Genomic DNA, 14,488 nt, shown 5'->3' on the forward strand with positions numbered 1-14,488 from the left:
GAGGCAATACCTGAAAGCAAAGGGGCGCAAATGATATTGATTCTTATTGCAAATGTAAAATGCGCAGACGAATGAAAACGTAAAACCGTAAAGCGAAATTGTAAAGAATGTAAATTCCATGCGAATAGCAATATTTCGCAATTGATACAAATACTTGTTCGCCTTATATTCCGCCGCCTCAAATCCTTGGGGAGGGGAATCACCATGTCGCGCCAACAACCACCATCACCGCTCGGTTCACCACGCCTGCTGGCGTCTGCAATTGGCGTGGCGATCACCGCCGGCTCCGCAGCCCACATGGCTTTTGCCGCGGAAAACACCGAGAAGAAAGCCGCCGGCAATGCCATTTCCCTGGATGCCACCAGCATCACCGGCGAAGCCCAGGACCAGACGTCCTACCAGGTCGAAAAAGCCTCGTCGCAGAAGTACACCGCGCCACTGGTCAACACCCCGCGCTCGGTCACCGTGGTGCCTCAACAAGTCCTCAAGGACACCGCCGCCACCTCGCTGCAGGATGCGCTGCGCACTGTGCCGGGCATTACCTTCGGCGCCGGTGAAGGCGGCAACCCGCAAGGCGACCGTCCGTTCATCCGCGGCTTCGACGCCCAGGGCGACACCTACCTCGATGGCGTGCGCGACACCGGCGGCCAGAGCCGCGAGATCTTCGACATCGAATCGATCGAAGTCAGCAAGGGGCCCAACTCCTCCTTCGGCGGTCGCGGCTCGGCCGGCGGCAGCCTCAACCTGGTGAGCAAGACGCCCAAGCAGCAAGACTTCCTCAACGGTGGCTTCACCTATGGCTCCGACCAGACCCGCCGTTATGTGCTGGACGTGAACCGCCAGTTCCTCGACAGCGCCGCCTTCCGCCTGAACCTGATGAGCCACGAGCAGAACGTGGCCGGTCGCGACGCCGTCAACTACGACCGCTGGGGTGTGGCACCGTCCCTGACCTTCGGCCTGGGCACCCCGACCCGCGTCAACTTCAGCTACTACCACATGGAAAGCGACGACCTGCCGGACTCGGGCATTCCCTACGGCTACAGCTCGGCCAGCGCCACCGCCCACAAGCACGACAAACCGACCGACGGCGGCGACAGCGACAACTTCTATGGCTTGAAGGACCGTGACTTCCGCAAGACCCGCGCAGACATCAGCACCGTCTCCATCGAGCACGACCTGAACGACAACATGACGCTGAAAAACACCCTGCGTCATGGCAACACCGGCCAGGACTACATCCTCACCCAGCCGGACGACAGCAAGTTCAACGTCAACAAGTACGGCACCGTGTGGCGTCGCGCCAACTCGCGGGTGTCCACCACCGAAACCACCACCAACCAGACCGACCTGTTCGGCGAATTCCAGGCCCTGGGCTTCAAGCACAACTACTCCACCGGCCTTGAGTTCACCGGCGAAGAGACTCGTGTCAGCAGCTACAACATCGCCGGCAACACCGCCAAGGTCTGTAACCCGGGCAGCATCCCGAGCTGCACCTCGCTGAGCAACCCGAACCCGGACGATGCCTGGACCGGCGCGATCAGCCGCAACTACTACGGCACCAACACCAAAGCCACCAGCCGCGCGGCCTATGTGTTCGACACCATCGAGCTCGATCCGCAATGGCTGCTGAACGTCGGCCTGCGCTACGACACCTTCGACACCGTGGCCAATACCGACACCGCCACCGGGCGCACCAAGATCAAGGACGACAGCCAGTTCTGGAACTGGCAGGCCGGCCTGGTGTGGAAACCGACGGACAACGGCAGCGTCTATGCCTCCTACGCCACTTCGGCCACACCACCGGGCGGCCTGGTCGGCGAGGGTGCGGACGGCAACCCGCTGTCCGCCGGCGCCAGCGTCAGCGACCTGCAACCGGAAGAAACCGTCAACTACGAGCTGGGCACCAAGTGGGATGTGTTCAACGACCGCCTGTCCCTGACCGCCGCGGTGTTCCGTACCGAGAAGAAAAACACCCGCATCCTGGTGGATGCCCTGACCTACCAGAACGCCGGTGAGTCCCGCGTCGACGGCCTGGAGCTGTCGGCCAGCGGCAAGATCACCGACAAGTGGCAAGTCTTCGCCGGCTACAGCTACCTGAAAAGCGAGCTGGTGGACGCCGGTCTCAACGGTCGTAACGGGGTCGTCAGCGCCGGTTCGAACAAAGGCAATGAAATGCCGAACACGCCGAAAAACAGCTTCAGCCTGTGGACCACTTATGAAGTGCTGCCGAAGCTGACCATCGGCGGCGGTGCGTTCTATGTCGACGAGGTGTATGGCGATGCCGGCAACACCGTGTATGTGCCGTCCTACACCCGCTACGACGCCATGGCCAGCTACAAGCTGAGCAAGAACGTCGACCTGCAGCTGAACGTGCAGAACCTGACCGACAAGACCTACTACGACAAAGCCTACTCGGCGCACTTCGCCAACCAGGCAGCCGGCCGTACCGCCTTGTTCACCACAAATTTCCACTTCTGACGAGTGGAACGCGACGCCTGGCGCATCCGGGCGTCGCTGTAGCCGCTGCCGCAGGCTGCGATCGACCCCGAAGGGGGCGCAGGATCTCAAGATCGCTGGAGGACCTGCGTGTCGAGCGCGACCCCGGCCTATCGCAGCCTTCGGCAGCGGCTACACCCACGCAAGCCCCATCCACTTCGGTGAGTGGGGCTTTTGTGCGTAAGAAAGAATGTTTCTCGACAACTCACGGCATAATGCGCGCCGTGCACAGACTTACAGAACCAACGAGGCGGTCGATGTGTTGAAGAAAACCCTGTTCCAGTTGCACTGGTTTTTCGGCATCAGCGCCGGCCTGGTCCTGGCCTTGATGGGCATTACCGGAGCGACCGTGTCGTTCCAGGATGAAGTCCTGCGTGCCCTCAACCCCTCCACACTGCTGGTGGAAAAACAGCCGGCTGGCGTCCTGCCACCCGCCGAGCTGGTGGAAAAAATCCAGGCTGCCTCGGGCAAGACCGTGTCGATGCTCACCGTGGAAGCCGACAGCGGCAATGCCGCCCGCGTCTGGTTCACCCCGCCGCCGGGCCAGCGCCGCGGCGAGATGCGCTATTTCGACCCCTACACCGGCGAATTCATGGGCGCCGCCCTGGGCCAGGACTTCTTCGGCCTGATGCTGCAGCTGCACCGTTTCCTGGCCATGGGCGACAGCGGCCGGCAGATCACCGGCGCCTGCACCCTGATCCTGATCTTCTTCTGCCTGTCCGGCCTGTACCTGCGCTGGCCGCGCCAGGTGGCGAGCTGGCGCGCCTGGCTGACCCTGGACTGGGCGAAAAAAGGCCGTGGCTTCAACTGGGACCTGCACGCCGTGGCCGGGACCTGGTGCCTGCTGTTCTATCTATTGGCGGCACTGACTGGCTTGTCCTGGTCCTACGAGTGGTACAACAAGGGCCTGAACAAACTGCTGGCCGACTCGCCACAGGGCCAGCGCATGAAGGGCGGCCGGGGCGCGCCGCCCCAGGGCCCGGCGCCGACCGCCGACTACAACGCCATGTGGCTGGGCATCTACAGCACCGCCGGCAAGGACCTGAGTTCCTACAACATCCGCATGCCCGCGGTGGCCGGCAAGCCGGCGACCGTGTTCTATCTGCTCAAGCATTCGCCCCACGACCGCGCGCTGAACCAGATCACTATCGACCCGAACAGCGGCGTGGTCAGCCGCCATGACCGCTACAGTGACAAGAGCCTCAAGGCCCAGTTGCTGACCAGCCTCTATGCCCTGCACGTGGGCAGCTACTTCGGTATCGTCGGGCGCATCCTGGTGACTATCGCTTCGCTGACCATGCCGCTGTTCTTTATCACCGGCTGGCTGCTGTACCTGGATCGCCGGCGCAAGAAACGCCAGATCAAGGACGCGCGCCAGGGCCTGAGCGCCGACACCGGCGATGCCTCGGCCTGGCTGATTGGCTTCGCCAGCCAGAGCGGTTTCGCCGAACAACTGGCCTGGCAGACTGCCGGGCAATTGCAGGCCGCGGGCGTACCGGCCAGGGTCCAGCCGCTGGCCAGCGTCAGCGAGCAAGACCTGCTGAATACCCAGAACGCATTGTTCGTGGTCAGCACCTTCGGCGACGGCGAAGCGCCGGACAGCGCCCGGGGCTTCGAGCGCAAGGTGCTGAGCCGCGCCTTGTCCCTGGACAACCTCAAGTACGCCGTACTGGGCCTGGGCGACCGGCAATACCCGCACTTCTGCGGCTTTGCCAAGCGCCTGCATGGCTGGCTGGCCGAGCATGGCGGCAACACCCTGTTCGCCCCGGTGGAAGTCGACAGCGGCGACAGCTACGCCCTGCGCCACTGGCAGCAGCAACTGGGCCAGTTGATCGGACAAGCGCCAGTGGACCTGTGGCAGGCGCCCGCCTACGACAACTGGACCCTGAACCAGCGCCTGCTGCTCAACCCCGACAGCAGCGGCTCCGGCGTCTACCTGTTGGGCCTGACGCCACCACAACCGAGCAGCTGGCTGGCCGGCGACCTGGTGGAAGTGCTGCCGCGCAACTGCGCATGGGCCATCGAGTTCTTCCTCGACGGCCTGGGCCTGGACGGCAGCGCCACGGTGCAGCTCGACGGCCTGACGGAAACCCTGACCCAGGCCCTGGCCAGCCGCCAGCTCCCGGAAAACCGTGCCCATCTGGTGGGCCTGCACGCCCAGGCGCTGGTGGATGCCCTGGTCCCGCTGGCGATGCGCGAATACTCCATCGCTTCGCTGGCCAGCGACGGCCAGCTGGAACTGCTGGTGCGCCAGGAACGCCACCCCGATGGCAGCCTGGGCATCGGCTCCGGCTGGCTCACCGAGCATGCGCCGGTCGGCTCCAGCATCAGCCTGCGAGTGCGGCGCAACAGCGGCTTCCATCCTCCGGCCGAGCCTTGTCCGCTGATCCTGTTGGGCAACGGCACGGGCCTGGCCGGCTTGCGCAGCCTGCTCAAGGCGCGCATCGCCGAGGGCCAGCAAGACAACTGGCTGATCTTCGGCGAGCGCAACGCCGAGCATGATTTCTACTGCAAGGACGAGCTGCAGGAATGGCTGACCGCCGGCGACCTGCGCCGCCTGGACCTGGCCTTCTCCCGCGATCAGGCAGAGAAGATCTATGTCCAGGACCGCCTGCGCCAACAGGCCGAACGCCTCAAGCAATGGCTGGCCGACGGCGCCTCGATCTACATCTGCGGCAGCCTGCAAGGCATGGCCTCGGGGGTGGATCAAGTGCTCAACGAAGTGCTGGGCGCCGAGGTCGTCGAACGGCTGATCGAGCAAGGCCGCTATCGCCGCGACGTCTACTGACCCACTGATGCTTCTGTAGGAGCGAGGCTTGCCCGCGATGAACGATAACGCGGTGTTTCAGACACACCGCGTCGCGCCCATCGCGGGCAAGCCTCGCTCCTACAGAAGCCGGTACGTGATCAAACCGGCTGCAACTTGCGCTCGAACACCGCCACCCCGTCCAGGTCCCGCAGGATCACCTTCAACTCCCCGCTCTGCCCTTCGATCTGCACTTCGCCGAAGAACTGGAACCCAGCAAACGGCGAGGTGTTCTGCGCCGGCGGCGCCTTCTGGAACACCACCTCCGGGCCGAAGGTCTTGTCCAGCGCGTTGGGCCCGAAACTGCCGGCATTCAAAGGCCCGGCGACGAATTCCCAGAACGGCTCGAAATCCTGGAACGCCGCGCGGTCCGGGTGGTAGTGGTGCGCCGCGCAGTAATGCACGTCCGCCGTCAGCCACACATGGTTGCGCACCTTGTGCTTGCGCAGGAACGCCAGCAGCTCGGCGATCTCCAGCTCGCGGCCCTGGGCCGGGCCCGGGTCGCCGTTGGCGATTGCCTCCCAGCGCGGCACGCCGGGGCTGACCTCGCCGTCCGGCACGCCGAGGCCGATAGGCATGTCGGCCGCCACCACCTTCCACTGCGCCTTGGAGTGCTTGAGCCCTTGCTTGAGCCAATCCAACTGTTCGCGGCCGAGGAACGGCTTGGCCGCGCCGAGATTGTCGTCGTTGCCGCCGCGATAGCTGCGCATGTCCAGCACGAACACATCCAGCAGCGGCCCGTAGCTCAGCTTGCGATAGATCCGCCCGCCCTGATCGGCGCTCTGCAAGCGCATCGGCGCGTATTCCAGCCAGGCCTGCCGCGCACGGCCCACCAGGGTGTGGATATCTTTAGTGGTGTAACGCTCATCCAGCACCTTGCTCGGCGACCAGTTGTTGACCACCTCATGGTCGTCCCACTGCCAGATCTGCGGCACCTCGGCGTTGAAGCGCCGTACGTTCTCGTCCAGCAGGTTGTAGCGGTAGTTGCCGCGGTATTCGTCGAGGGTCTCGGCGACCTTGCTCTTGGCCTCGGTGGTGATATTGCGCCACACCCGGCCGTTCTCGGTGGTCAGTTGCGCCGGTACCGGGCCGTCGGCGTAAATGGTGTCGCCGCTGTGGATAAAAAAGTCCGGCAGGCGCCGGCGCATGGCCTCGTAGATGCGCATGCCGCCGATGTCCGGGTTGATGCCGAAGCCCTGGCCGACAGTGTCGCCGCTCCACACAAAGCGGATATCGCGACGGGTCTGCGGCACGCTGCGCAAATGGCCGAACCAGGGCTTGCTGCGCACGCCGGTCTGGGCATCCTCGAAATACACCCGATAAAAAATCGCCTGGTCGGTGGGCAGCCCGCCCAACTCGACCCGCGCGGTAAAGTCGGTGCGGGCATCGGCCAGGGGTGAGACAAACTTGCGCGGGTTGCTGAACAGGCTGCGGGTATCCCACTCCACCACCATCCGCGCCGGCCGGTCGGTACGGCTCCAGACCATCGCCCGATCGCCGAGCAGATCCCCGGACTGCACGCCATCGACCATCTTCGGCCGGTCCTTGCCCGAGGCAATCACCGCCGGCGCCAACCCCGGCAGCAACAGCCCTGCCCCCGCCACCTGAATCAAACGCCGCCGACCGAGAGTGAAATCGCTCATGGTTGCTCCCTGACCTAATGTCAAAAGCAAACCTTAGCCAGTGTGGATGAACTGCGTATGACAAACCCCACACCCCGCCTCTACTGTAGGAGCGAGCTTGCTCGCGATGGCCGTCAACGATAACGCCACCTGTCTGATGAACTGCGGTGTTACAGCCGAGCATTGCGAGTCATGGAATAACTAAACGATTGAGGATGGCAACTGGACGCGGGTTAGCAGACCGGGGCTCAGGAGCCCGGCGCACCCGAGGGTGCCCCACGTTCAGCCGCCAGAACAGAATCCGACTAAAGCCAATCACTGAAAAACCAGAGACAAACCCGAGGCTAGACAGCACCTTTCCCAGGCGCAAGTGGCCCAGCGTTTCTCGGAAAGGCCTTACACAAGAAAGTGAAGAGCCGCACTTTCAAACAGCGTCCTACAAGGTCCAACGCGTCATCCGAACGATCTGCTCGCGAGCAAGCTCGCTCCTACAAAAGGCCCCGATATACCCACGGTCCCTGTAGCCGCTGCCGAGCCCGCGAGGCTGCGATAGGACCGAAGGTCCTCCTGCAATCTCAAGATCCTGCGCCCTCTTCAAAATCGATCGCAGCCTGCGGCAGTCATTTCAGATCAAAGACGATTGCCATCGAGCAAGGCATCCACCACACCACGCGCCATCTCCACGGAATGCACCAGCGACCAGATCAGGCCACGCTCGATACCGCTGGCGTGCTCGGTGATCTCGTCGGAAACCTCCTCGGCGGACTTGAGCAGCATGGAAACGTGAAGCAACGCCTCTTCGGCGCTGATGCCTGGGCGGACGGTAAAGAGCGAATCGTTACCCGCAGGACCCGCGGCGGTGGGTTTCAAGGCAGCGAGCAACGAGCCTTCCACAGGATGGTTGGCCAACGCCTGACGGACCTGCTCATTGGCCTGATCGTGGTCTGGATTGCGGCGCGAGAACGACACGGAAACGGGTGGATCGGGGACGAGCTTTTTCATGATGTGGCTCCTCGACATGAAGCCACCACCCACCGCTGCTAGACGATATAGAAAGGTGGCGGCTGTACGCGGGCTAGCAGACCGGGTCAAGGAAACCGGCGCGCCCGCAGGCGCTCCCACGCACAGCCGCCATAGCAGAACACTGCAAATGGAAAATGCAGTGCTGATGGTGCGGCTTGCAGCTTGACCCGGGCTGCTAGACCCGATCACCGAAAAAGTCGGTGACGAACCCGAGGCTAGACAGCGCCATTACCAGACGCAAGCGGCCCGGAGTTTCTCGGAAAAGCCTTACAAAGGAAAGCGAAGCGCCTCACTTTCAGACAGCGTCTTACACGACAAAACTGTCATCCGCAGGGCCTGATACCCACGGTCCCTGTAGCCGCTGCCGCAGGCTGCGATAGGACCGAAGGTCCTCCAGCGGCCTCAAGATCCTGCGCCTGCTGCGCCTGCTGCGCAGTCGATCGCAGCCTCGCAGGCTCGGCAGCGGCTACAGGGTTCAGCTCTCACCACGGCATGGTCAGATCCTCGGAATCGACCCTGCCAGTTAAAAACTGTTACCTATGTGCTTGAACTCGTTTGTTACCTATGTGGGTGAGTCATACCGGCAAGCGTTTTTGCTTACTTTTTAGGCGTTTGTAAAAAGTGAGTCGCCGTAAGGGCGAAACCATAAGCCGCCGTTACCGCAGGAATGGATATGTACCCCGTCCAAAAAATGCAGCGCCAGTACGGACGCTATCGCGGGCAAGCCTCGCTCCTACAGGGTCAGCGATCGACAGAAACAACGATGGCGCCACTGAGGGCGCCATCGAGGTAAACCGCAAACACAAAGGTCAGGCCTTGACCGGCTCCAGCGCCAGCTCGGTCGCCTCCGGCCGCTTCACCACCGCATACACCACCGCCGTCAACAAACTCCCCGCCACAATCGCCAGCAAATACAGCAATGCGTGGTTGATCGCATTCGGAATCAGCATCACAAACAACCCACCATGGGGCGCCATCAGTTTGCAGCCGAAATACATCGACAGCGCCCCGGTCAGCGCGCCGCCGGCGATGCTTGCCGGGATCACTCGCAACGGGTCCTTGGCGGCGAATGGAATCGCGCCTTCGGAGATAAAGCACAGCCCCAGCACCAGCGCCGCCTTGCCCGCTTCCCGCTCGCTCTGGGCAAATTTGCGCCGGGCGATAAAGGTCGCGATGCCCAGGCCGATCGGCGGCACCATGCCGGCGGCCATGGTCGCCGCCATCGGTGCATAACTCTGCGACGCCAGCAACCCCACGGAGAAGGCATAGGCCGCCTTGTTGATCGGCCCGCCGAGGTCGACGCACATCATGCCGCCGAGCAACACCCCCAGCAGGATCGCGTTGGTGGTGCCCATGCTGTCGAGGAAATGGGTCAGGCCAGCAAGCATCCCGGCCACCGGTTTGCCCACCACATAGATCATCACCAGGCCGGTGAACAGGCTAGCCAACAACGGGATGATCAGGATCGGCTTCAAGGCCTCCAGGCTCTGGGGCAAGCGCGCGTATTTGCTGATGGCTTTGGCCGTATAACCGGCGATAAAACCGGCAATGATCCCGCCGATAAACCCTGCCCCCAACGTGCTGGCAAGCATGCCGCCAATCATCCCCGGCGCCAGGCCCGGCCGGTCGGCGATGGAATAGGCGATGTAACCGGCCAGCAGCGGCACCATCAGCTTGAACGCGGTGTCGCCGCCGATCTGCATCAGGGCGGCGGCCAGGGTGCCCTCTTCCTTGAACGCGGTGATACCGAAGACGAAGGACAGGGCGATCATCAAACCACCCGCCACCACCATCGGCAGCATGAACGACACCCCCGTCAGCAGGTGCTTGTAGACCCCGGTTTTCTCCTGCTTGGCCGGGGCTGCGGCAGCGCCCGCCGCTGCCGATTCCACCTGGCCTTCGGCCAGGGCCTTGTTCAGGGTGGCCTCGGATTGCTTGAGGGCGATGCCGGTGCCGCAACGGTAAATCTTCTTGCCGGCGAAGCGCTCGGTGGGTACTTCGATATCCGCCGCCAGCAGCACCACGTCCGCCGCGGCAATGGCCTCGGCGCTCAACGGGTTGCGTGCGCCGACCGAACCCTGGGTTTCCACTTGCAGCTCATAACCCAGGCGCTTGGCAGTCTGTTGCAAGGCCTCGGCCGCCATGAAGGTATGGGCCACGCCGGTCGGGCAGGCGGTGACAGCCACCAGCCGGGGCGCGCTTTTGCTGGCCGGTGCCGGCTCGGCCACGGCTGCGGCCGCGACATACACCTGGGCCTCCTCGGCGCCGCGCCGCAGCACGCCGTCGACGTCCTGCAGGGCCACTGAGGGCGAGCTCTGGAACACCCGCTTGCCGACAAACCGCGACATGTCCAAGGGCCCGGTGCTGACCACCAGCACCCATTCGGCCGCTTCGAGGGTGGCGGACGACAACTGCCGTTCCGGGTGCGCCTCGTCATGCACTTCGACGCTGGTGCTCCAGCCCTGGCGCTGGGCCGCGGCGTCCAGCAACCGGGCGCACAGCACACTGGTGACCATGCCGTTCGGGCAGGCGGTAACAATGGCTAACTTCATGACCAACCCTCTTATTGTTCTATGAGGGGATGAACGCGCACCCCCTGTTCAAGCTGTGCCAACTGCGCGGCATCGGTGATGCCGAAACCGATCTGGGTCACGGCCATGGCGGCGATGGCCGTGGCGGTGCGCAGGGTCTGTTCGAAAGCGTGGGCGCTGAGCAGGCCGTGGAGCATGCCGGCCAGCAACGAGTCGCCGGCGCCGACGGTGCTGGCCACGCTGACCTTGGGCGGCAGCGCCTGCAGGGCCGGCGCGGCACTGAACCAGTTCACGCCTTCGGCGCCATGGGAAATCACCACATGCTCGACGCCCTGGGCGTGCAGGCGCCTGGCGGCTTCGGCCTGGGTCGCCAGCGACAGCACCGGGCTGTCCAGGGCCTCGGCCAGCTCCTCGGTATTGGGCTTGACCAGCCAGGGCCCGGCGGCCAGGCCAGCACGCAGGGCTTCGCCGCTGGTGTCCAGCGCCACTTTCAGCCCCAGCGCCTTGAGGCGGGTCAGCAAGGCGTGCAGCCATTGCGGGCTGACGCCGCGCGGCAGGCTGCCGGCCACCACCACCGCGTCATGCCCCGGGGCGATCTGTTCCAGACGTGCGAGCAAGGCCTGTTGCGCCGCTTCGTCGACCTCCGGGCCGGGGCCGTTGAGATCGGTGATGCGCCCGTCCTGCTCGGCCAGCTTGATGTTGCTGCGGGTCTCCCCGGGCACACGGATAAAGGCGTCGACAAAACCGCGGCGGGCGAACAACGCCTCGAACGCCTGGGGATTGTCTTCACCGAGGAAGCCGCTGACGGTCAGCTGATGGCCAAGGTCGGCCAGCACCTGGGCCACGTTCACGCCCTTGCCGGCGGCGTGGGTGTGCATGGCTTCGCTGCGGTTGACCTGCCCCGGTTCCAGGCGCGCCAGCTGGACGGTGAGGTCCAGCGCCGGATTCAGGGTCAGGGTAAGAATCTTTGCCATTACATGGCCTCCACAAGGGCACGCACATCGTTCGCGCTGCCGACGGCCAGGGCCTGCTCCGCAAGGGTTTGTGCCTGGGTCAGGCTGAGCTCGCGAATGCGTGCCTTGACCTCGGCGATGCTGCGTCCGGAGACGCTCAGTTCGTCCACACCCAGGCCGACCAGCACCGGCACCGCCAGCGGATCGGCCGCCAGCTCGCCGCACACGCCGACCCACTTGCCGTGGGCATGGGCCGCGCGCACGGTGATGTCGATCAGTTGCAGCACCGCCGGGTGCAGGCCGTCGGCCTGGGCCGACAGGGTCGGGTGACCACGGTCGATGGCCAGGGTGTATTGGGTCAGGTCGTTGGTGCCGACGCTGAAGAAGTCCACTTCCTTGGCCAGCACCGGCGCCAGCAAGGCGGCGGACGGCACTTCGATCATGATCCCCAGTTGCAGGTCGGCCACCGGGATTTCCTGGCGCAGGCGCTCGGTCATGTCGCGGGCGGCGCGCCATTCATCGACGCTGCCGACCATGGGGAACATGATCCGCAGCGGGCGGTTATCCGCCGAGCGCAGCAAGGCGCGCAGCTGGGCTTCCATGATCTGCGGGCGTTGCAGGGTCAGGCGGATGCCGCGCACGCCGAGGAAGGGATTTTCTTCCTTGGCGATCGGCCAGTACGGCAGCGGCTTGTCGCCACCGACATCCAGGGTACGCACCACCAACGGCCGCCCGGCCAGGCCATCGAGCACGCGGCGGTATTCGGCTTCCTGGGTGGCTTCGTCCGGCGCTTGCGGGTGAGCCATGAAAATCAGTTCGGTGCGCAGCAGGCCGATGCCTTCGGCGCCGTTTTCCACGGCGCTGGCCACCCCGGCGCTTTCGCCGATGTTGGCGAAGACTTCGACGTGATGGCCGTCGGTGGTGTGCGCCAGTTGATGGCGTTGCTCGGCGGCGGCCTTGAGCCGTTGTTCGCGGGTGTCGCGCTCTTCGGTGGCCCGTTGCAGGGTGCTGGCATCGGCATCCACATGCAGGCGACCGCGCTGGCCATCGAGCAGCAGCGGTGTACCCGGCTTGAGCAGCAACACGCCGGCACCGGCACCGACCAGCGCCGGAATCCCCAGGGCGCGGGCGACGATCGCACTGTGCGCAGTGGCGCCGCCACGGGCGGTGAGAATGCCGGCGACCCGCGCCGGATCGAGGCGCGCCACGTCCGACGGTCCGACTTCATCCATCACCAGGATGTAGGGCTCATCCGGCTCGGTCGGAGTTTCAATGCCACACAACTGCGCCAGCACCCGCCGGCCGATGTCCCGCAGGTCGGCGGCGCGTTCGGCCAGCAGCGCGTCGTGCAAGGCTTCCTGCTGCCGGGCGGCGGCTTCGATCACGGTCATCCAGGCCGCTTCGGCGCTTTCGCCCTGCTTGAGGCGGGTGTCGACTTCGTCGGTCAGTTCCGGGTCGTCGAGCATTTCCTGGTGGGTGACGAAAATCTCGCGAATGGCCTTGGCCTTGCTGCGCTGGATCAGGCCGTCGATGTCATGCCGGACCTCGGCCAGGGCTCCTTGCAGGCGCTCGCGCTCGATGGCGGTGGATTCGCCGCGCAGCGGGTAGTCGAACGGCTGGATCACCTGGATATGCGCCGGGCCGATGGCGATGCCGGGGGCCGCCGGGATGGCCTGGACCAGGCTGCCGGAAGCCGGCGCGCTGATGGGCACCTCGACTTCTTCCGGCACTTCCTGGGGCACGCTGGCTTCTGGAACCGGTTCGACTTCTTCCCCCAATCCTTCGGCGATGGCCGCCAGCAAGGCTGGCAGGGCGTCGGCGGCGATGTTCGGTTCGGCGATCAGCTCCAGGGTCTGGCCACGGCGGGCGCCGAGGCTCAGCAGTTTGCTCAGGCTCTTCACCGAAACCGCGGAGCCCGGCGCGTCGAGGATCCGCACACGGACCTCGCCCTCGAAGCTTTTCGCCAGTTGCGCGAGGATCTTCGCCGGGCGCGCATGCAAGCCGTGGGCGTTGGCCAGGACGATGCGCGCGCTCGGCCAGTCGGCCGGCAGTTCGCCGCCCAGCACTTCCAATACCGCGCGGCTGCTGGTGGCCCGGCCCAGTTCATGGCCGCGGCCTTCGATCAACAGCGCGCACAGGCGTTCCAGCAGGGCCTGATGGGCCTCGCCCAGGCTGGCCAGGCAGAACAGCCCGGCCAATGGCTGGCCGAGGTAGCGAATCGGTTTGTCCGGGGTGACGAAGGCCAGGCCCGGGCGCTTGACGGTCTGCTCGCTGTGCAGCCACCACAGGCCATCGCCCAGGGGCAGCGCCTCGACCTGTTGCAGCACCGCGGCAAAACCGTTGCTCACGCAGTCGGCCTGGCGCAGCAGGCGGGCGCCACGCCACACCAGCTCTTCGAAGTCTTCGGCGGCCACGCCCAGGCCAATCATCTGCGCATCCAGCGCCAGCTCCTGCGGCGCGCCTTGCAGCAGTTTCAGCAAGGCTTCCGGCGAGCTGGCGCGGCGCAGGGCCTGGCCCAGGTCGGTTTCGCCGAGGGCGCGGGTCAGGAGTTGCAGCAGGCGCAGGTGTTCGTCGGATTTTGCGGCGATGCCGATCGCCAGGTAGACGATCTGGCCATCGCCCCAGTCCACGCCCTCGGGGAACTGCAACAGACGCACGCCGGTGGCGAACACCTGGTCGCGGGTTTCCGGGGTGCCGTGGGGGATGGCAATACCTTGACCGAGAAAGGTCGAGCCCTGGGCTTCGCGGGCCTGCAGGCCAGCCAGGTAACCTTCGGCGACCAGGCCGTCGGCCACCAGTTTGTCGGCGAGCAGGTGCAGTGCAGCGGACTTATCCACAGCCGACTGGCCCATGGATATCTGCTCAATAGTGAGCTCGAGCATGCTTTCTCCTATTTAGCGCCGGGGCGCTAGGTATTGTTTTGAGTGAATCAGTCAGGCGGCTTTAATGCCACAAACGGGACCGCCGGCTTGGCAAGGCCCTGTTCCCGTCTGCCCATACCCCTAGAAAATACGCGTGCTGAAACGTTTAATCTAGAATATTGGGCACGTTACTCGA

The 14,488-nt window shown here is 64.7% G+C and carries 7 protein-coding genes; 2 read left to right on the plus strand and 5 right to left on the minus strand.

Annotated elements, in window-relative coordinates; translation table 11 throughout:
• Positions 1-204 precede the first annotated feature (204 nt).
• Together DK261_RS25795 and DK261_RS25800 are read left to right on the plus strand one after the other, a co-directional pair.
• The gene (locus DK261_RS25795) at positions 205-2,478 is read left to right on the plus strand and encodes a TonB-dependent siderophore receptor (protein WP_103330576.1); all 2,274 of its coding nucleotides are present in this window, start codon (positions 205-207) and stop codon (positions 2,476-2,478) included.
• A 277-nt stretch (positions 2,479-2,755) separates the two neighbouring features.
• Positions 2,756-5,284 (plus strand): sulfite reductase flavoprotein subunit alpha, encoded by a 2,529-nt coding sequence (locus DK261_RS25800; RefSeq protein WP_103330638.1) that lies wholly within the window; start codon positions 2,756-2,758, stop codon positions 5,282-5,284.
• A 119-nt stretch (positions 5,285-5,403) separates the two neighbouring features.
• On the opposite strand, the gene DK261_RS25805 is transcribed toward DK261_RS25800, so the two are convergent.
• The 5 genes from DK261_RS25805 to ptsP form a co-directional block, all read right to left on the minus strand.
• Positions 5,404-6,945, minus strand: a complete 1,542-nt coding sequence (locus DK261_RS25805; protein ID WP_041988883.1) for an alkaline phosphatase — start codon at positions 6,943-6,945, stop codon at positions 5,404-5,406.
• Positions 6,946-7,554: 609 nt separating this feature from the next.
• Complete coding sequence (locus tag DK261_RS25810) at positions 7,555-7,926, minus strand: DUF6124 family protein (RefSeq protein WP_038582134.1); 372 nt, start codon at positions 7,924-7,926, stop codon at positions 7,555-7,557.
• Positions 7,927-8,756: 830 nt separating this feature from the next.
• Positions 8,757-10,499 carry a PTS fructose-like transporter subunit IIB gene (locus tag DK261_RS25815; RefSeq protein ID WP_041988879.1) on the minus strand — a complete coding sequence of 581 codons (1,743 nt, stop codon included), beginning with the start codon at positions 10,497-10,499 and terminating at the stop codon, positions 8,757-8,759.
• An 11-nt stretch (positions 10,500-10,510) separates the two neighbouring features.
• On the minus strand, positions 10,511-11,452 hold the full coding sequence (pfkB, locus tag DK261_RS25820; RefSeq protein ID WP_009046947.1) for a 1-phosphofructokinase: 942 nt from the start codon (positions 11,450-11,452) through the stop codon (positions 10,511-10,513).
• Entirely contained in the window at positions 11,452-14,313 is a 2,862-nt protein-coding gene (gene ptsP / locus DK261_RS25825; RefSeq protein ID WP_009046946.1) for a phosphoenolpyruvate--protein phosphotransferase, read from the minus strand. Before ptsP ends, pfkB begins: the two co-directional genes overlap by 1 nt.
• Positions 14,314-14,488 lie beyond the last annotated feature (175 nt).

The organism is Pseudomonas sp. RW409 (assembly GCF_003184125.1).
Taxonomy (GTDB): domain Bacteria; phylum Pseudomonadota; class Gammaproteobacteria; order Pseudomonadales; family Pseudomonadaceae; genus Aquipseudomonas; species Aquipseudomonas chlororaphis_I.